This is a genomic window from Marinomonas algae, from assembly GCF_047525555.1.
In the GTDB taxonomy this organism is placed as follows: Bacteria; Pseudomonadota; Gammaproteobacteria; order Pseudomonadales; family Marinomonadaceae; genus Marinomonas.
Genome location: NZ_JBLIXK010000011.1, coordinates 36,727 through 56,475, shown reverse-complemented (window position 1 = coordinate 56,475; position 19,749 = coordinate 36,727). Strand labels below are relative to the sequence as shown.

General features: G+C 43.1%; 18 protein-coding genes and 1 tRNA gene. 7 read left to right on the top strand and 12 right to left on the bottom strand.

Annotated elements, in window-relative coordinates:
- Window positions 1–37: 37 nt before the first annotated feature.
- Both tgt and queA read right to left on the bottom strand, forming a co-directional pair.
- Window positions 38–1,156: a tRNA guanosine(34) transglycosylase Tgt gene (gene tgt / locus ACMUMQ_RS13430; RefSeq protein WP_414682540.1), complete on the bottom strand. Its 1,119-nt coding sequence runs from the start codon at window positions 1,154–1,156 to the stop codon at window positions 38–40.
- Between the two features lie 32 nt (window positions 1,157–1,188).
- Window positions 1,189–2,250 carry a tRNA preQ1(34) S-adenosylmethionine ribosyltransferase-isomerase QueA gene (gene queA, locus ACMUMQ_RS13425; protein ID WP_414682493.1) on the bottom strand — a complete coding sequence of 354 codons (1,062 nt, stop codon included), beginning with the start codon at window positions 2,248–2,250 and terminating at the stop codon, window positions 1,189–1,191.
- A gap of 157 nt (window positions 2,251–2,407) precedes the next feature.
- Between queA and ACMUMQ_RS13420 the strand changes: the two genes are divergently transcribed.
- Window positions 2,408–2,492, top strand: a tRNA-Leu gene (locus ACMUMQ_RS13420).
- Window positions 2,493–2,591: 99 nt separating this feature from the next.
- Window positions 2,592–2,780, top strand: coding sequence for a DUF2986 domain-containing protein (locus ACMUMQ_RS13415; protein WP_414682492.1), 189 nt, complete (start codon window positions 2,592–2,594; stop codon window positions 2,778–2,780).
- A gap of 35 nt (window positions 2,781–2,815) precedes the next feature.
- Here ACMUMQ_RS13415 and ACMUMQ_RS13410 read toward each other — a convergent pair whose 3' ends face one another.
- From ACMUMQ_RS13410 to gbcB, 5 genes are all read right to left on the bottom strand, one after another.
- On the bottom strand, window positions 2,816–3,169 hold the full coding sequence (locus tag ACMUMQ_RS13410; protein ID WP_414682491.1) for a VOC family protein: 354 nt from the start codon (window positions 3,167–3,169) through the stop codon (window positions 2,816–2,818).
- A 7-nt stretch (window positions 3,170–3,176) separates the two neighbouring features.
- On the bottom strand, window positions 3,177–4,064 hold the full coding sequence (locus ACMUMQ_RS13405; protein WP_414682490.1) for an EamA family transporter: 888 nt from the start codon (window positions 4,062–4,064) through the stop codon (window positions 3,177–3,179).
- A 141-nt stretch (window positions 4,065–4,205) separates the two neighbouring features.
- On the bottom strand, window positions 4,206–5,207 hold the full coding sequence (locus tag ACMUMQ_RS13400; protein WP_414682489.1) for a pirin family protein: 1,002 nt from the start codon (window positions 5,205–5,207) through the stop codon (window positions 4,206–4,208).
- Window positions 5,208–5,373: 166 nt separating this feature from the next.
- Entirely contained in the window at window positions 5,374–6,486 is a 1,113-nt protein-coding gene (gene gbdR / locus ACMUMQ_RS13395; protein ID WP_414682488.1) for a choline metabolism transcriptional regulator GbdR, read from the bottom strand.
- 298 nt (window positions 6,487–6,784) lie between these two features.
- Window positions 6,785–7,912, bottom strand: coding sequence for a glycine betaine monooxygenase reductase subunit (gene gbcB / locus ACMUMQ_RS13390; protein WP_414682487.1), 1,128 nt, complete (start codon window positions 7,910–7,912; stop codon window positions 6,785–6,787).
- A 264-nt stretch (window positions 7,913–8,176) separates the two neighbouring features.
- On the opposite strand from gbcB, the gene gbca reads away from it, so the two are divergent.
- Window positions 8,177–9,451 carry a glycine betaine monooxygenase oxygenase subunit gene (gbca, locus tag ACMUMQ_RS13385; RefSeq protein ID WP_414682486.1) on the top strand — a complete coding sequence of 425 codons (1,275 nt, stop codon included), beginning with the start codon at window positions 8,177–8,179 and terminating at the stop codon, window positions 9,449–9,451.
- 109 nt (window positions 9,452–9,560) lie between these two features.
- On the opposite strand, the gene pssA is transcribed toward gbca, so the two are convergent.
- Window positions 9,561–10,898, bottom strand: a complete 1,338-nt coding sequence (gene pssA / locus ACMUMQ_RS13380; protein ID WP_414682485.1) for a CDP-diacylglycerol--serine O-phosphatidyltransferase — start codon at window positions 10,896–10,898, stop codon at window positions 9,561–9,563.
- Window positions 10,899–11,303: 405 nt separating this feature from the next.
- Here pssA and ACMUMQ_RS13375 point away from each other — a divergent pair, with 405 nt between their 5' ends.
- The 3 genes from ACMUMQ_RS13375 (at window position 11,304) to ACMUMQ_RS13365 (ending at window position 16,131) form a co-directional block, all read left to right on the top strand.
- Window positions 11,304–13,007 (top strand): transporter substrate-binding domain-containing protein, encoded by a 1,704-nt coding sequence (locus tag ACMUMQ_RS13375; RefSeq protein ID WP_414682484.1) that lies wholly within the window; start codon window positions 11,304–11,306, stop codon window positions 13,005–13,007.
- The gene (locus ACMUMQ_RS13370) at window positions 13,004–14,419 is read left to right on the top strand and encodes a sigma-54-dependent transcriptional regulator (protein WP_414682483.1); all 1,416 of its coding nucleotides are present in this window, start codon (window positions 13,004–13,006) and stop codon (window positions 14,417–14,419) included. The genes ACMUMQ_RS13375 and ACMUMQ_RS13370 overlap by 4 nt, the downstream gene beginning before the upstream one ends.
- Before the next feature lie 458 nt (window positions 14,420–14,877).
- Window positions 14,878–16,131 carry a dicarboxylate/amino acid:cation symporter gene (locus ACMUMQ_RS13365; RefSeq protein WP_414682482.1) on the top strand — a complete coding sequence of 418 codons (1,254 nt, stop codon included), beginning with the start codon at window positions 14,878–14,880 and terminating at the stop codon, window positions 16,129–16,131.
- A gap of 112 nt (window positions 16,132–16,243) precedes the next feature.
- Here ACMUMQ_RS13365 and ACMUMQ_RS13360 read toward each other — a convergent pair whose 3' ends face one another.
- Complete coding sequence (locus tag ACMUMQ_RS13360) at window positions 16,244–16,609, bottom strand: MmcQ/YjbR family DNA-binding protein (RefSeq protein WP_414682481.1); 366 nt, start codon at window positions 16,607–16,609, stop codon at window positions 16,244–16,246.
- 30 nt (window positions 16,610–16,639) lie between these two features.
- Complete coding sequence (locus tag ACMUMQ_RS13355) at window positions 16,640–17,689, bottom strand: hypothetical protein (protein ID WP_414682480.1); 1,050 nt, start codon at window positions 17,687–17,689, stop codon at window positions 16,640–16,642.
- 178 nt (window positions 17,690–17,867) lie between these two features.
- On the opposite strand from ACMUMQ_RS13355, the gene ACMUMQ_RS13350 reads away from it, so the two are divergent.
- Window positions 17,868–18,128: a YrhK family protein gene (locus ACMUMQ_RS13350; protein WP_414682479.1), complete on the top strand. Its 261-nt coding sequence runs from the start codon at window positions 17,868–17,870 to the stop codon at window positions 18,126–18,128.
- Window positions 18,129–18,134: 6 nt separating this feature from the next.
- On the opposite strand, the gene ACMUMQ_RS13345 is transcribed toward ACMUMQ_RS13350, so the two are convergent.
- Both ACMUMQ_RS13345 and ACMUMQ_RS13340 read right to left on the bottom strand, forming a co-directional pair.
- Window positions 18,135–18,653 (bottom strand): DUF2867 domain-containing protein, encoded by a 519-nt coding sequence (locus ACMUMQ_RS13345; protein WP_414682478.1) that lies wholly within the window; start codon window positions 18,651–18,653, stop codon window positions 18,135–18,137.
- A 62-nt stretch (window positions 18,654–18,715) separates the two neighbouring features.
- Window positions 18,716–19,621 carry a DMT family transporter gene (locus ACMUMQ_RS13340; protein WP_414682477.1) on the bottom strand — a complete coding sequence of 302 codons (906 nt, stop codon included), beginning with the start codon at window positions 19,619–19,621 and terminating at the stop codon, window positions 18,716–18,718.
- Between the last annotated feature and the right edge of the window lie 128 nt (window positions 19,622–19,749).

Here is a 19,749-nt window from a genome sequence, read left to right as displayed (position 1 = left end):
TTCTTATCAAATAGAGGAAAACCACATTTTTTGTTTATTATTCACTCAAAGCAGGCGTTTCTAAGCCACGCTTTGCATAAAACTCATCAACAAAGGCGTCAAATCTACCTTCATCGAGCGCTAGACGCAATCCCGCCATGAGTGTTTGATAATATCGTAAGTTATGAATGGTATTTAATTGTGCACCAACCATTTCTTGACACTTATCTAAATGATGTAGATAAGACCGAGAAAAGTTTTTACAAGTGTAGCAATCACATTCTTTATCCAAAGGCCCAGTATCATGACGATATTGAGCGTTACGAATACGCACAACACCTTCAGAAGTAAATAAATGACCGTTACGAGCATTTCGTGTTGGCATAACGCAGTCAAACATATCGACACCACGACGCACACCTTCGACCAAATCTTCTGGCTTACCAACCCCCATCAAGTAACGAGGTTTGTCTTCTGGCATTTTTGGCGTTGTATGATCCAACACCTTCATCATCTCTTCTTTTGGCTCACCAACAGAAAGACCACCGATTGCGTAACCATCAAAGCCGATATCAACCAAACCTTCTAAAGATTCATCACGCAAGTTTTCGTACATGCTGCCTTGGATGATTCCGAACAAAGCGGACGGGCTGTCGCCATGTTCATCTTTAGAACGTTTCGCCCAACGCAAACTCATGCGCATCGATTTTGCCGCCACTTCTGGCGTCGCTGGATACGGCGTACATTCGTCAAAAATCATTACAATATCGGAACCAAGATCTCTTTGAACCTGCATAGAAATTTCAGGACTCAAAAACACTTTAGAACCATTAATAGGAGAACGGAAACTCACGCCCTCTTCGGTAATTTTTCGCATTTCTCCCAAAGAGAAAACTTGGAAACCACCGGAGTCGGTCAAAATAGGTTTTTTCCATTGGGTAAAGTCATGCAAGTCGCCATGAGCTTTAATCACTTCCGTACCTGGGCGAAGCCACAAATGGAATGTGTTACCCAAAATAATATCCGCACCGATTTCTTCGATGTCTTTGGTTAACATACCTTTCACTGTGCCGTAGGTTCCTACTGGCATAAACGCTGGCGTTTCAACTTTACCGCGAGGAAAAGTTAAGGTCGCACGACGCGCTTTCCCTGAGGTTTTGTGAAGTTCAAAATCCATGAAACATTCTGGACGCTTATCAGACATTCGTCTTATTCCTCACTTTGCGGGCCTTTCGCCTGCGCATTTCGTGTAATAAACATGGCATCGCCATAACTAAAAAATCGGTATTTTTGCTCAACGGCTTCTCGATAAGCAGACATTACATGGTCGTACCCAGCAAAGGCGCTAATCAGCATAATGAGCGTTGATTCCGGTAGATGGAAATTGGTGATCAGAGCATCCACCGTTTTAAATTCGTAACCAGGATAAATAAAAATGCTCGTATCATCCTGCATAGGCGCAATTTCGCCACTTTGACTGGCCGACTCAAGACTACGTACGCTAGTCGTTCCAACCGCAATCACTCGCCCGCCGTTGGCTTTCGTCGCTTTCACTTGATCAACAACCGCTTGATCCACTTCAACGTATTCAGCGTGCATAATATGATCTTCCACATTATCCACCTTCATCGGCTGAAAAGTGCCAGCACCAACATGCAAGGTAACAAACGCCACATCTACGCCTTTGGCTTTTATCTTTTCTAACAAAGCATCATCAAAATGCAAACCTGCCGTCGGCGCCGCAACCGCACCAGGTTTCTGGTTATAAACCGTTTGATAGCGCTCCTGATCACTTTCTTCATCAGGGCGCTCAATATAAGGCGGCAAAGGCATGTGTCCAACGCGAGACAATACATCCAACACTGGCTCTTCAAAAACAAGATGGAACAAGGCACCAGAACGACCAATCATTGTCGCCTCGATTTGTTCACCTTTATCTTGTCCTAAAAAGATCTTGCTGTTTTCTTTTGGCGATTTGCTAGCACGAACATGAGCCAAGGCTTCATTCGTCGCAACAACACGCTCGACCAAAATCTCCACTTTACCGCCAGATTCTTTCTGACCAAATACACGAGCAGGAATAACACGAGTGTTGTTAAACACCATCAGATCGCCCGGCTGAACAAGCTCTAACACATCAGGAAACTGACGATGGGCAAGCTCACCACTCGGGCCATCAAGATGCAACAATCGGCTAGCGGTTCTGTCCGGTGTTGGATAATTCGCGATCAACGAATCGGGTAAATCAAAGTGATAATCGGAAACGAGCATGAAAAGAAAACTACCTAGAAAAAACGACCCAGCATTTTATCGAAAAACCACATAAAAAGGTACTTCCAAGAGACATCTCTTAAAAAGATAAAAAATAACACGCACAACCGTTGACATATATTCAAATTCCCCTAGAATACGCCTCACCTTTTTCAAGGCCAGTGTGGTGGAATTGGTAGACACGACGGATTCAAAATCCGTTGCCGAAAGGCGTGGCGGTTCGAGTCCGCCTACTGGTACCAACATAAAAAAGCCCTGATCGATGATCAGGGCTTTTTTTTCGTTCCTCGAATGACCTTCTTGGATATTACAATAGACCATTAAATCATTTAGGAACAAATATGAACCGCCGTAAGAAAATCAAAAGCATTTTGACGAAGAAGTCCAAACGCGCCAACTTGAAAGAAAACCCAAAAAAGGCGAAGCCTAAGTATATTTCAAAGGCAGAACGCGCCAAGATGGAAGCAGAAGAATCCAGTGTTGTAGAAAGTTCTGAGCCTTCAGCCGACACATCTGAAGACAACACCTAATAGATAAATAACACCCTGCTCTATTCAGGTTTGATCTAATTAACCTTGCTCCAAACCGCCCATTCATTTTCGCATGGATCTAGGAAATGAAAGCGACGACCTCCGGGAAACTCGAAAATCACTTGCTCTATATGACCACCAAAAGCAGGTATTTTCTCAACTAAGGCTTCCAGGTCATCGCTGTATAAAACCACCAACGCGGCACCCGTTTGAGGTCTCGAACAAAAATCGGCCTGAAAGAAACCACCGTCTAAACCAGCATTTTTAAACGCCGTATATTCTTGTCCAAAGTCTTCAAAGTCCCAACCAAACACATCACGAAAAAAGGCCTTGTTTAATACCAAATCACGAGCAGGCAACTCTACATAATTAATTTTTGTCGATTCCATCAAAACCTCACTTTATGGTTGAACTCACTACCAAGATCACACTCGCCACAATCATAGCACCGCCTAACCATTGCTGCTTGGTAATGCGCTCCGCAAAACGCTTCTTAGAAAAATACAAAGTGCCTAGAATTTCCACTTGGCCCAATGTTTTTACTAAAGCGGGATTCATCAAAGCAAACGCCGTAAACCATGCAATCGAACCCAAAGAACTGAATACACCTACTTTTGTACTCAACACAATATTCTTTCTTATTGGTGCAAGTAAATCTCTTTCTTTAGCCATCTGTATCCCGCACAAAATAACCGATTGAAGCGCCAAAACATAAAATAAGGTCACACCCGCACTGGTAATAATAGATCCTTGCAATGAATGACTAGCAAGGGAGGCGGTTACTGTACTCAAGGCAAAACAAAAGCCACTACCTAAACCAAAAAGCAATGAAGTATCTTTATGAACCTGCTTAATATTTTGCCATTTAACACTCATCACAAATGCACCAATCACTCCCAAAGCCACACCCAGCCAAGAAACCAAAGTCAGGGTAAAATCTAACAACACCAAACCAATCAGAGCAGCTAAGACGGCTTCTGTTTTTGCTAATAAAATGCCTAGCGTGAAACTGCCTGACTGGAATACTTTTAGCATAAGATAGGTCGCAATAACTTGTGCAATCGCACACACACTGGCCGTAACCCAGAATAAACTACCACTGGGGAATTGAATCCAGCCAAAGGCAAAATAACAAATAATCAGATATAAACTAACGAGAGGTAAACCATACAAGGAACGGGACAAAGTAGCATGCAGAAAGCCAGTTTCACGGGCCAGAGTATTCTGATAAGCCGTCCGAATTGACTGACAGCCAGCCGCAAAAAGCGTGATAAAAATCCACATACCAAAACCCTACTAAAACCATAAAGCGGTAGCATGCAGAGAAATTTAGTATTTGTAAAAAGAATAAATCTTATTTTTAGCATTCTCAGAAGGAATACCAAAACATCCTTGTCTGGTAAAAACTAACACAACCGCATCACGCTATTTTTCATCAGCGTATTTAGCGAAGCGACCTTCTTGCTTATCATGAACTTGATCGTGACGAGGCCAAGGCCAACCACCAAATTTGGTTTCTTGGTAATCATTAAAGGCTTGCTGCAATTCAGCTTTCGTGTTCATAACAAAAGGCCCATGTTGCTCAACAGGCTCACCTATCGGGCGGCCCTGTAACACCAAAAACCGGGCAGCTTTGCCAAGGTTCTTAAGCGTCACTTTACGATCACTTTTCAACACAAAGGCTTCATCAACACGACCTTTTTCACCGTCTAATTCGGCCTCTTCACCTTCAAAGAAGTAAAGACTACGATTCAACCCAGATACCGCCGCAGGTAAATCCCACTCTGCATTTTCTAGCAAATCAATTATCCAAATAGCCACATGACTATCACTCTCAGCCGCCCACGAATTCGGAGGGCAAGGCGCAGCTTTGACATCATTCAATGTTCCTGCAACGACTTTGATAGACACTTGGTTACCTTGAGCATCCAGCTCTTTTACGACTGGCGTGTCTTCGTGCCACATCATAGTAAAATGCGGCGGCACCATTTTGTTTTTGCTAGGAAGATTCAGCCAGATTTGAAAAAGCTCAATAGGGTTATCGCTATCTTCATTTAGCAGAGGGAACATTTCTGAATGCTGAACACCTGCTCCTGCGGTCATCCACTGGGTATCACCTTCTCCGTAACGACCAGCCGCGCCCATCGAATCGGCATGATCAACCAAGCCTTTATTGACGACTGTGACTGTTTCGAAACCACGATGAGGATGAGCCGGAAAGCCTGGAACTTTTTTCCCGTGATACATTCTCCAACCGTCGATGCCTGCAAAGTCTTGACCCAACGCACGCCCTGCTAACGACTCAGCAGGCCCCATGCTTCCATCGCCTTTAGGGTATTTATCATTATGAAAAGCACAAAATAAAAAAGGGTCAAACGTCGGCCAGAACATTTCCAGCGGAAGTCGTTTTAAAATAGCTGAACTCATTTGTCTTCTCCTGCACGAAACTATATTTCAATATGAGCATCATAGCACCACCCAAGAGATTAAATTTATACAGATATTTGGTCGAACTTATCGATTTTTTCAATGCAAAACACGAGGCATAAAAAAAGAGCTCAATGAGCTCTTTTCACTTGAACCTACACCTTAATCACATACTCACCGAGCCGTAACTTGGTTCAGAGTGTGATTGATTAAGTGCTTCTTGAGCATGAGGCATGTAAACAACAGCATCACCTTCTTCCGTTGTTCTAGGTTTCGTTGTTTCACCTTTCCAAGCGATTTTGCGTTCATCACGAGGTGAAACACCAATGTGTTTTCGATAACAACGACTAAAGTGCGGAGTAGAAATAAAGCCACAAGCCATCGATATCTCAACAATCGACATATTAGACTGTTTCAATAGTTTACGTGCCCTTTCAAGCCTTAGTCGAAGGTAGTAACGAGAAGGAGAACAATCTAAATGGCGATGGAACATACGCTCGATTTGGCGACGAGAAACATCAACAAAAGAAGCTAGCTCATCCAACTCGATAGGCTCTTCTAAGTTATTTTCCATTAACTCAATTACATCCACCAACTTAGGCGTACACATGCCCACACTGTTGAATTGGCGCATCGGCATACGCTGTTGATCAGATTCATTGCGAATACGATCACAAATAAACATGTCGGAAATGGCGTTCGACAAGCGCGCCCCATGCTGTTTCGTCATCATATTCAAAAGCATATCCATTGGCGCACTGCCACCAGACGATGTCATACGATCACGATCCAAAGAAAACAGTCGATTATTGCAATTCACTTTCGGATAAGTTTCCTGCAATGCGGTTAAACATTCCCAATGAACACTACATTGGTAGCCATCCAATAAACCAGCATGAGCCAGCACATAAGCGCCTGTACAAATCCCGCCTAGCTGAACACCTTTGCGGCTTTGCTTCATTAACCAAGAAACCTGTTTGTTCGTATAAGTGCGAGTAATATCAACGCCACCAGCAACAATAATCAGGTCAAAATCAACATTATCTTGAAGTGAAAAGTCAGGCGTCAAACTTAAACCGTCACTGGCTACAACCGCACCGCCATCTTCTGAAATCAAACTCCAACTATAAAGTTCTTCAGCAGATAACTGGTTCGCCATACGCAATGGCTCAATTGCGGAAGCAAGAGCGATCATGGTGAAATGATCAAGCAACAAAAAGCCTATTTTAGTTGTTCCCTTCGCTTCAAAAACGAGAGAAGAGTCTGTTGTCATTTCCATATTAATATCCCCATACGTGTGCCATTTACGTCTACTGCTTGGCGATGATTCATGTTCGATATTGCTATCTACTGTAAAAAAACATAAATCGAACAAAGCAAAATGCAGACCATTTATTAGACAACTTTTTTATTTTAAGGAAACTTAACGCTTTCCAGAGTCAGTGAGCAGCTATAGAGCCTATAGTCGACACATCAAGCTGACACCACGCACTAATATAGATCAAGAATGCGCTTAAACTGAACGTATATTTAGAAAAAAAATATTCTTATTCTGAAAAGCAATATAGCTCCCTAGTCTAATACTCAATCACAACATCGGATTTAGGCACAGTACAACAAGACAAAACATAACCCTCTTCAACGTCATCATCCGTAATGCCGCCATTATGATCCATCTGGGTTTCACCACTTTTCACCATAACTTTACAGGTACCACAAATTCCCATACCACAAGCTTTTGGAATCATGACATCCAATTTCGCGGCCGCTGTATGCAGGGTTTCTCCTGCTGTCACTTGAACACTTTTACCACTCCCTGAAAACTCAACACGCAACAAATCCTCTTGATTCACCGCTTCTGCTTCCGCTAACGCCACTTCAGCTTGTTCAATCGCATCTTCCACAGCACTCACAGGCGTTTCGCCGAAAGATTCTTCATGGTAGTGAGACATATCAAAGCCTCGCGACTGCAAAAGCGCTTTAACCGCTTTCATATAAGGCGCAGGCCCACAACAGAAGATCTCACGCTCCATAAAATCGGGCGAAATCATGTCTAACTTAGCGGCATCTAAATAACCTCGATAACCTTGCCAAGGCAAGCCGTTCTCCATGCGCTCAACAATAAGGTACAAGCCAAAATTGTCGAGGCGAGACGCCATGTGATCCAACTCTCTAGGGTAAATCACATCTCGCGGTGAACGAGCACTGTGAATAAAGGTAATATCCACATCGGCATTAGTATCAAACCACCAACGAGCCATAGACATCACAGGCGTAATCCCAACACCGCCAGACAAAAGCAGCACCTTGTCGGATGGGAAATCAATGCAATTGAAATTCCCTACTGGGCCATGCACAGCCAATTCAGAACCGACCGTCAAATTATCATGTAACCAGTTAGACACTTCGCCACCAGCAACACGCTTCACCGTGATCGAAAAGCTGTAAGGCACAGAAGGAGAACTGGAAATCGTGTAGGAACGCATTACCTGTTTGTTTTCAATTTCTAATTCCAAGGTGACAAACTGCCCTGGCTTAAAAAAGAACATCACAGGCTGTTCAGCCATAAAGCAAAAGGTGCGTACATCCCATGTTTCATGAATCACCTTCACGCAACGCACGTTATGTCGTCCATTCACCCAAGTCTGGGTATTCACGGGAGCTAAGTAATCCGCATTCACCAAAGGCGTAGAAGAGTCAGTCATAATAGGATCTCTTAAGTTAAATTCGTTATGGCACTGTTTCGAATCATTCTGGAGCCAGTTAATCAATCCAAGTTAACCCTAACCGACAATTTGTTGCTCATGGCAGCCAAACCTAGTCAGCACAAGACATAGAGAGTCGATTTATGTATCAACTCATGTCGTGAATGGTCATTTCCGACTAGTTTAATTGCGCCACTATAGCCTCGTAATCAAATGCGCTGAAAAGCAGTTCAATCAATCTTTTTGTCATGAAGGCCCAGAAAGATGAATCAACACGATCTCCTCAATGTTCGCCACGCTTCCGTTGATGAAGCAAAAACAGCCATGTCCGATATGCTGACTAAGCGTCTGAACCATTACTCATTAGATGCGCCGCTCTACAACGACCCACATATGTTCCGAGTCGATATGGAAGAAGTCTTTCAAAAAGAATGGCTGTTTGTTGGTATGACCAGTGAAATCCCTAAAAAAGGCGATTACATCACGGTAGAAGTTGGGCAAAACCCTGTTTTAGTGGTGCGCGACGCCGAAGGCAATGTGAACGCATTTCACAATACTTGCTCTCATCGTGGCTCATTAATTTGCACAGAACACAGAGGAAAAGTCGCCAACCTTGTTTGCCCTTATCATCAATGGACTTATGACTTAAAAGGCAATTTGCTTTTCGCTGGCACAGAAATGAATAAGGACTTCGACAAAGGGCAACATGGACTCAAACCCGCTTTTTGCAAAACTGCAGGCGGCTTTATTTTCGTTTGCCTTGGCAAAGAAGCACCAGACGACGGCTTTGACGATTTCCTAGACACTCTCGAAACCTACATGGAACCTTATGACGTGGAAAACACCAAGTTAGCGGTGGAATCTACCATGTATGAACGCGCCAACTGGAAACTGGTCTTAGAGAACAATCGTGAATGCTATCACTGCGTCGGCAGCCATCCTGAACTTCTCCAAACACTACTAGAAGAAGACGACACAGAAGACCCTAGAGCGTCAAAAAACTTCCTAGAATTACACGCCGACCAAGCAGCGAAATGGGATGCAGAAGGCATTCCGCATAAGCTCAAAAGCTTTGGCGAAGTGCAGCGCAACAGGATCGTGCGCATGCCTCTCAAGAAAGGCACTCAAGTTATGACCATTGACGGACTAGCGGCTTGTACAAAAATGCTCGGACGCATTAAAAACAGAGAACTTGGCTCCATGCGTATTCTGCATTTACCTAACTCTTGGAATCACATGCAGTCTGACCATTTTATCGTTTTTCGCGTATTACCCATTTCCGCTCAAGAAAGCCTTGTCACCACCAAATGGTTTGTCCACAAAGACGCGGTTGAAGGCGTGGACTACGATCCAGAAAACCTACGCAAAGTATGGGATGCAACCAACGAGCAAGACAAAGTCCTTGGTGAGCGTAACCAGCTTGGCATTAACTCCATCGGCTATCGACCAGGTCCTTATTCCGAAACCTACGAATTTGGCGTCATTAACTTCTTAAATTGGTACTCAAATACCATCAAGAAAAACCTGAAAACCAAATAGCTTTTCAAAGCTAGCAACCAAAAGCAAAAAGGCGAACTCATTCCAAATGAGTTCGCCTTTTTGCTTGGCTCTAAATGAATATGGTTCTAAAACAAGAGATTTAGCCGAGTTATAAAATTCGCTTTAATAATCGATCCATTCTAGTACGAACAACTTTTTTCAATAGCCTCTGAATCTTCGATGGATAATCTTGCAATGTCTCTAATTGGCTGCATGAAGCAACCCGCTGAGTATGCTGAAAGATATTATCAAACTCCGCACTGAACTTTGCTTCTAGTCGTTTTTGAGGGTCTTTAATGAGCAAACCATTTTCCAAGTCTAACGACCATGCCCTTGGATTAACATTGTTACCTGTCAGCAAAGTAGTTTTGCGGTCTACCCATATTCCTTTTAAATGGTAACTATTAAAGTCGTGCTTCCAGAGGTGAAGAGACAAAATTCCTGATTTCGTGTACTTCTCATTCACCACCGCAAACTTGCGCAAATTCATTTCATATAAATATGGCAAACCACCAATGGCTTTAAACGGCTGATCTGGAGCGATGTAAAAATCATTGGCGGTTTTATCGCCCACGACAATATCGACTTTCACGCCGCGCTTAATCGCTCGCTTTACTTCTCTTAGAATTGGTTTCGGGAAATTGAAATACGGCGTACATAAAACGATCTCTTCCTTCGCATTGGCCAGCAAAGCAAGAATCTGCTTATTGAGAAGGTTATTCCTTCGTCCCACACCGACCAAAGGCGTTACGGCAACGTGCGCTTCTTCAACAGATTCTGGTTTAACTTTATAGGACGACTTACTCAAGGCAATACGGAATTTTCGAATCGATAATTTGATTTCTTTCGTACTTGGCAAATCAACCTGAGACAAGTTATGAACCGCCGACTGCTCGATCATGTCCTGTCGAACAAAGTCCACCATGCAATCAGCTAAATGTGCATGCTGAATAGTATGGTAGCGGTCAAAACGGTAGCGGTCTTTATGGTGCAAGTAAACGTTGTTCAAACTGGCACCGGTATAAATCACAGTGTCATCAATCACAAAGCCTTTGAGGTGCAACACACCGAACACTTCTCGAGTACGAACTGGAACGCCATAAACCGGCACTGAGATGCCGTATTTCTCAGCATAAGCCTGATAAAACGCGGCGTTACCCTTAGATTTTGCTGCGCCAACCAAACCTCGCTGAGCTCGATGCCAATCGACACACACAACTACATCTAGCTTAGGGTTTCGTAATTTGGCTTCATAAAGCGCTGCTAGCACTTCTCGCCCAGCGTCATCGTCTTCAAGATAGAGAGCAACAATATAGATTCGAGTGGTTGCCTTACGGATGGCTTCCAATAAATATTCACGAAAATGGCGAGCCGACTGCAGAACATCAAACTGTTCAGGGTCAACCGAAAAAGCGGGCAATGCGTCAACAGAATATCGAATGGACATGATACAGAGGTGCTACCTTTTTTAAACAACGGCGAACTGTAACAAATTTGTTTGTTGCGTGCTGTATGAATTCGTTAATAAAGTTATTCTCGTCTGATGACTCACACAACCTAAACCACTTGTTCCATTGGTCTAAACGCCAAACACATTCCTCACATCGACATTTTTCACAACGCAAAAATTTCTGTTTTTATTCAATGGGATGTACACTCCATTCGTGTACCAACATAAGCCATTTCGTTCACACACAATAAATGTAGAAGAATGAGAACAAGGCTTTTATCCTATATAAATTGAACCGCTCCCATAAACGCGGGTCTATTTAATTGAAAATACGCCTTTACCCTTGTCGTCGTTCACTTTCCAACGAGGCAGAAAACCTTTGGTAAGAACGATCAGAGCATTATGAAACAAACGATTAAGCCCCTATTCTCCTTATTCTTTCTGTTATCAGTTTTACTGCTAACGTCAATTGAGGCTGTGGCAAAAGATATCACGACACCGCATTCCACAGTGTTAATCGGCGGAGATCACAATTACCCTCCTTATGAGTTTCTCAATGAGCAAGGACAACCTGATGGCTACAACGTTGAACTGACGCGCGCCATTGCAGAAGTCATGGGCATGGACATCGATATACAGCTGAGCACTTGGGACAGCATGAGAACCAAGTTAACAGAAGGTGAGATCGACGTTCTTCAAGGCATGGTGTATTCCGAAGACCGAAATCAGGAGTTCGACTTCACGCCTCCTCACGCCATTATTAATCAATCTATTTTTGCTCGAAAAGGCGAATCAAGGGTTTCTTCTTTATCCGCACTGACAAACAAAGAAGTCATAGTTCAGGAAGGCGGCATCATGCACGACTACCTGCTGCAACAGAATGTTCAAGCCACACTGATTCTGGTAGACACTCACGCTGCCGCCTTGCGAATGCTGGCGTCTGGCAAGCATGATTATGCCTTGGTTGCCAACTTACCTGGTCTTTATCTTGGTCGAGAACTTGAACTATCAAACATAACGCCCGTAGGAAAACCCTTTGGCACGCTGGAATATGGCTACGCGCTTCCTAAAAATCACCCTCAATTATTAGCCCAATTCAGTGAAGGATTAGCCATTCTAAAAAATACCGGTCGCCAGCAAGCTCTATACGAGAAATGGCTAGGCACTCTTGAAAAACCAAGTTTGCCTTGGGAGAAAATAGGGCTGTTTACTGGTATCGCTTCTGCCTTGTTGTTTCTTATTCTAAGCGGGATTGTGATATGGAACAGAATGCTAACTCGTCAAGTTTCCCTTAGAACTGACGAAATAAAACGACAACATGAACAATTAATCCAAGCCGATAAAATGACCTCGCTTGGTGTGTTAGTGGCAGGTGTCGCCCATGAAATTAATAATCCTAGTAGCCTACTTTTATTGAATTTGCCCGTCATAAAAGAAATGTACCAAGACATGGAACCCATGCTAGAAGAGCGCTATCAAAACGAAGGTGATTTCGACTTTGCTGGGCTGACCTATAGTCGTCTACGAACGGAAATTCCAGCCATTTTGGATGACATGCTAGCCGGAACACAACGCATTCGCAGAATAGTAAACGACCTTCGGGATTTCGCTCACCAAAGACCCGCAGACTCATACGAGAACGTAAACCTTAATGACGTTGTCGCTTTATCTGTCCGCCTTGTTGATAACACCATCCGAAAATCAACCAACCATTTTGAAACCCATTATGGGAATCAATTGCCTTTATTTTTGGGCAACGCGCAACGAATAGAACAAGTCGTCATAAACCTTATTGTTAATGCTTGCCAAGCCCTAGATGACGCTAACAAAAGCATTAGCATTTCTACCTATTACCTTCAAAAAACCAACCGCCTTTGCTTGGAAATATCCGACCAAGGCTGCGGTATCGATTCAAGCGATCTTCCTCGCCTTAGCGATCCTTTCTTCACCACAAAGCGAGAAGAAGGCGGCACAGGGCTTGGGCTATCCATATCCTCCAGCATCATTAATGATCACGGAGGCACACTGACATATACATCTGAACTAGGCCAAGGCACCAAAGCCTTAGTCTCACTGCCGGCAATTCATAGGGACCAATCGATATGAGCATAAGTAGTAACCCTGACTTTGGTATCCTAATGATAGATGACGAGGTGTCTTTTTTACGCAGCCTCAGCATCTCGTTGGAACGACATGGCTTTAACAACCTTCACCGCTGTCACGACAGTCGTGAAGCTATGGATATCATTTCCCAAAAACAAATTGGTTTAGTCTTGCTAGACCTAACCATGCCTTACATATCTGGCGAAACACTATTAAAAAAGATTGTTGAAGAATACCCAGACATCTCTGTCATCATTCTTAGTGGTCTAAATCAGCTAGAAACCGCGGTGAACTGCATACGCTTAGGCGCTTACGATTACTTTGTTAAAACAACGGAAGAAGACCGTTTAATCGAAGGTGTTAGCCGTGCCATCAGAATGAAAGAGATGCAAATTGAAAACCAAAAGATGCGCCAAAAGTTTCTATCTGGCACGCTCGAACATCCTGAAGTTTTTTCCGAAATTATCACTCAAGATAAAAGCATGCACTCTGTTTTTCAGTATCTAGAGTCTGTTGCGATTAGCAACCAACCGCTATTAATAGGCGGAGAAAGTGGCGTAGGAAAAGAGCAAATCGCCCACGCCGTTCATACCTTGAGCAACCGCCCTGGCCCTCTTATCTGTGTCAACGTAGCTGGCTTAGACGACAACGTGTTTGCAGACACTTTATTTGGTCATCATCGTGGCGCTTTTACAGGTGCAGACACAGCGCGAGCAGGCATGATAGAACAAGCCGCAAACGGGACTTTGTTATTGGATGAAATTGGCGACCTGAGCTCTGCGTCGCAAATAAAGCTGTTACGACTTCTACAGGAAGGAGAATATTATCCTTTAGGAAGCGACCGGCCAAAACGCATCAAGGCAAGAGTCATTGTAGCGACTCATCAGGACCTAGAGAAAAAGCAGCAAACAGGAGAGTTTCGAAAGGACCTTTTCTATCGGTTAAGAATCCACCACGTTGAGATTCCAGCCCTTCGTCACCGTAAACAAGACATCCCATTACTGCTGGACTACTTTTTAACGGAAGCAGCGAAAGAACTGAACAAACGTAAGCCGACCATACCAAAAGAGCTATTAGTGTTATTGGCAAACTACCCTTTCCCTGGCAACGTCAGGGAGCTAAGAGCATTAGCTTATGACGCGATGAGTCAGCATAAAGCCAAAATATTATCTATGGAAAGTTTCCGTCGCGCCCTAAACATGACATCCATCCCAGATGTAGACACACCTGAAACCCTGCTGTTTAAACCAGATATGCCATTGCCAACCTTACAAGAAACCAATGACTTACTCATCGAAGAAGCCATGCGTCGCTCGCAAGGAAATCAATCCATCGCTTCTCGATTACTCGGTATTTCTCAACCGGCATTAAGTAAACGCTTAAAGAAAAAAGAATCCGATAGCGACATTAACTAGGGAAGACTTATTCGTAGCTTCCCTAGGCCTACAAAATGTTTGTTTAATCGCGTAAATATTTGTTCAAAATATCGTCAATTATGCAAACATTCCCCCTATAACCAAAGGAATAGCTATAACTATTATAGTCAAACTAACTCTTTGTTTTTATTGTAAAAATCAAATTACAAAGAATCATATATTCCTTTTGTTATACCCTTTAAGATCCTCGCAAAACCCTAAAAATTAAAAATAAATTCATATATTTCAATAGCTTATATCTTTTCAAATAAACTGGCACTGCTGTTGCTATGTATCAATATATGGAAGAAGTATGCAGACACCGATAAGACTCATTAAATGAGCTGAGTGCTTCATTTTAACAACAAGGCTGGTCGAGCAGATTCTCAATACCGAATCACTATTAATGGGACCCTAAAAAAAGATCCCTAATCATAACTATCGCAAAGGAAATAACTATGAGTACAGCAGAACAAACCACCCCTGGATTCTGGAAGGGCATGCCGCTCTGGAAAAAAATCTTAATTGGTATGGTGCTAGGTGTGATCGCAGGTTCGATCATGGGACCAAACGCAGAACTTTTAAAACCAATCGGTACTTTGTTCATTAACACAATCAAAATGTTGATCGTTCCTTTGGTCTTCTGTTCTTTGGTTGTGGGTGTTACTTCGATGGAAGACACTCGTAAAATGGGTCGTATTGGTCTTAAATCTGTTGTCCTTTACCTAGGCACAACAGCCGTTGCAATCAGCATCGGTCTTGGTTTAGGCATTTTCATGGCTCCAGGTGAAGGCATCAACATGACAGCGGGCGCAGCAGCACCTGTTGCAAAAGAAGCCCCGACTCTTATCCAAACACTTTTGGCTTTGATTCCTCAAAACCCAATCAACGCACTAGCGTCTGGTAACATTCTACAAATCATCGTATTTGCTCTTGGTCTAGGTGTTGCTTTAACTCTTTGTGGCGAAAAAGCAAAACCTGCTATCGCTGTATTCGAAAGCCTAGCTGAAGCAATGTACAAACTAACTGAACTTGTTATGAAGTTAGCGCCATACGGTATCTTCGGCTTAATGGCTTGGGTAACAGGAAAATACGGTTTAGACATCCTAATGCCTCTAATCAAAGTGGTTGCTGCGGTTTACATCGGTTGCATCATCCACGTTCTTGTTGTGCATTGTGGTTTGATCAGCACAGTTGCTCGCCTTAGCCCTGTAGGCTACTTGAAAGGCTTAATCGCTCCTGCTTCTGTTGCTTTCACGACAACAAGTAGTTCTGGCACGCTTCCTAGCACTATCAAAGCAGCACGCGAAGAACTGGGTGTTTCTAAAGGCATTTCAAGCTTTGTATTGCCACTTGGTGCGACAATCAACATGGACGGTACAGCGCTTTACCAAGGTGTGTGTGCAATCTTCATCGCTCAAGCATTCGGCATTGATCTTTCTATGTCTGACTACATGCTTATCATTGCGACTTCAACACTAGCGTCTATCGGTACTGCGGGCGTTCCTGGTGCTGGCTTAATCATGTTGTCATTGGTTCTAACAACTGTTGGCTTGCCAATGGAAGGTCTAGCGATTGTTGCTGGTATCGACCGTATTCTTGATATGGCTCGTACAAGCGTTAACGTTTGTGGTGACTTGATGGTTTCTACCTTGGTTGCTAAAAGCGAAGGTGAATTAGATGAGTCTGTATACAACAAAAAAACAAGCTAGTTTTTAGTTATTACTAACTCATAAAAATGCCCTATTAGGCTGTGCTTAATAGGGCATTTTTTCGTCTCATGGTTACTCGATTCACAAAGCTTAAATCATATTTTCTACGTCTCTAGCCTTGATTCAGACCCAATTCCTTTTGTTTCTTTTTCGTTAAACCCAAAGACACAATACGATAAGATTCTTCAATGTAATACTTTAGTTCTTCATCTAAATCTTTTGTCCCTTCAAACTGCTGAATCCATTTCATACCACGAGACGCAAGATAAGGCGCAGGCCTGTAACCCTCTTTATTGCGTAAAAACTCATAATTCAAATCAGACGTTTTAAAGGTAAACGCAGGCCCACCATCCTTATTCCAACCACCCACAGCAAACAACTTACCGCCAACCTTCCACACTTGAGAATTTCCCCATTGCACAACGTGGGTTGTCACCGGCAAAGAGCCACAAAATTGATTGAACTCATCATAGGTCATACGTCTGTTCTCTTATTTATAAACTCTAGATTAGGGTTGGCTATTAGATAACATTTCTTTAAAGGCTGACAAAGGTCGACCACCGATAATCGTCAAGCGTGCTTCCATTTCTTTCAACCACTCCTCGTCTTGCATCACTGAGTTTGGCAGTTTTGTACTAAGTTCGCTCTCGCCAATATAAAGCAATCCATCAATTAGCTCATCGACACTGCTGTCTTGATACCCATAAGCGCCTAAACGCACTTTCGCCTTTGGTAAGACATCAAGGAAAGAAAGCTTCTTCGCTTCAGGTTGGCTCGTCAGTAATAAAGAAGGCTCTTTCAATGAAGATAAGGCCGCATTCGGTATTGATTCAGTGATCGGCCATACTGTAAAAATTTGTTCAGGATACGCATGTTTCAATAACGTACCTAAAGGTAATGACACACCTTCTGGCGCATTAGAAACATCCAACAGATGAAAAGCGCCAAATACCATGAGCACTTTTTCATTCAACTCCATCGCATCGTGAGCGACGTTTAAAAAGCCTGCGGTTTTATTGTCAGCGGCGCTTTTCCAGTCAGATGCTTCAGAAACCTCTTCCCAATAAAAAGGCGCTTCAGCCAACCAAACTCTTACTCGCTGATAATCCGCAACAGACAAGTTATAGCGCCTTACCGCCATAAAAAAATCGACATAGATATCAGGCATCCAAGCGGTGAAAAACAAAGCATCACGACGCACTCTATCCAGAATACTGGCATCATCTGAATGACCGTTTAAGTAATCGTCTAGCGATTTTTGATAGCGACTGTTGCCAAACTCAACCACTAGATGCTTTACCTCATCCAGAAAGCCGGGCTGCTCCAATAAACGAACATAGTCCGATATGACTTTTTCATTCCAATGGTAGTCGCCCAGCATCACAACTTGATGAGTCTGAAACGCTCTATCAATCGCAGTCGAAAAGTCTTCTGCCGTGCTCATCCATTGCTCTGTCTCTTGCTTATCCAACGCCCATTCAGCAGAATGGGGAATATAGTCACACCCAGACATAAACAATACCACTCCATAAATACATGCTTTTAGACGCCCCAACATGAGTTTCCCCTATGTTTATACTTTCAAAAAAACAATGATAATAATTCGTAAAAACCAGAACAATCCCTTACTGCTCACTGCATCATTCACTTTCCTTACTTTTTATACCCTAGAGAAAAGCCACTAAGCCCTCTAGTATCAAGTGCGAGAATACAAAAGCACTCAAAAGGAGAAAACAATGAAGCAAGGGGTTGAATTGGATTTAGATATTGGCAGCGAGCATATTGTCATACAGCGACGATACGAAGCACTCGGCGCCTTAAATGATTTACTTATCGCGGTTTGGTTCTTAATTGGCAGCTTCTTTTTCTTGAACGATTCCCTAGTTGAAAGCGGAACTTGGCTGTTTATTGTGGGAAGTGCTCAACTGATCATCAAGCCACTCATTAAACTCACAAGCTTAATTCATGTGGGAAAAGTGTCTCAAAAAGCCAAATGAGACAAGCTAGATACCAATGGATTTCGTCATTCTTTTCGCTATGATTTTATGGGCTGGCGCTACTGGAATCATATAAAGCTTGCCCAACCAGTTTTTCACATGAACAACAGTAGAAACCGTTATAAAGGTTGAACCTGTAGAAGCGTCTGTCTTTTTATGAATGGATAAAACAACGCGAAGATGGTTGTCATCGTCTCCGAGCAACACCTCATTTTGGTCATTCTCAATGAGCGTGAAAATGCCAACTCGATCACCCGTTTTATAATCTGAGCTTGGTTTGCTCTCATCCATTTCTGAGAACGCGCCTAAATCCTTAAGCCCAAACAAGCTAACAACACGATTCCTCAAAACCATCAATCGATCAAACCATTTAGGTGTCTGTTTCATCACTCGAAGAAATTGCTCCAATGGCGCCAAATCTGGATTGATCGTTGGCATTTCCCAAGCATCGTAAAAACTCGCCCCACTGGCAATGGCTTGTATTTTACTCTGCTCTGGCAAAGCCACTTCTTTCGGTTCACTCATAACTTCATCCTTTAATAACTCACTCGCTGTGTCCATATTCGATCGCAAAAAACTAAAAAACCTTATGTATCTCGACGCTTTAACATAGGCGCTTTGACAGGAAGAAAAGTTCCTATCATGGTTCCAAGAATGATACACACCAACGCGACCAACAAACCAACCGTGACAGGCTCGCCAAACAAAGGTACCGCCATCACACTGGCCAGCAAAGGAACCAAGGCCATCAAAGCGCCCATTTTCGTTGCACCTAGTATGTGAACGGCTTTGCCATAACAAACAAACTGCACAGCAACCGCAATGACTCCTTGATAGAAAGCTTGTAAGCCAATCATGCCATAAGAAACGCCCTGTAAAACATCAGGAATCAAGGTCAAATAATAAGGTGTGAAAATAAGCGTCGTGAAGGTAATCACACCCAATGTCACATGCCAAGGAACAAACTTCCAGCGTCTTAAAAGAACCGTAAAAATGCCCCAGAAAAAGCAGGCTGAAATAAAGCTAAAATCACCAATAACATAAGACACGCCAGAAAAGATGGTCTCTAGCAGCAAGATCAATATCCCGAAGCTACTCACGCCAATTCCCATCCAAGCAAAACGAGATTGCCTTTCTCCCGCTAAAAAATAAGCCAAAACTGCAATCATAATAGGCATGAGACCCGGCAATAACAAAGCGCCATGAGTGGCTGGCGCATATTGAAAACCAAGAAAAGCAGACAGCGAATACGCCAAACCGCCAATGCAGCCAAGCACCATCATCTTCCACTGAAATATGGCTTTTCTATTGATCCATATCGCTGGACTAAACAGCACGAATGCCGTACCAAAGCGCACCATCATCATGTCGTATAAAGACAAGGACGCGAGAGACCCAGCACGAGAAATCAAAATAAAGCCCGTCCAAATAAATACAGCAATTAAGGCAAATACATAGCCTTGTAGAACAGGCTTACCTAATGGATCTTTCATACCTTGTACCCAAACATTGTCTAATAGTTGATTAGACAGAATACATACCGAAGACAAATTAATACATCTGAATATTACTCTTGTGTCGGCAGAGGTAATCATTTCCATCTTGTTTGTCTATTTTAGGA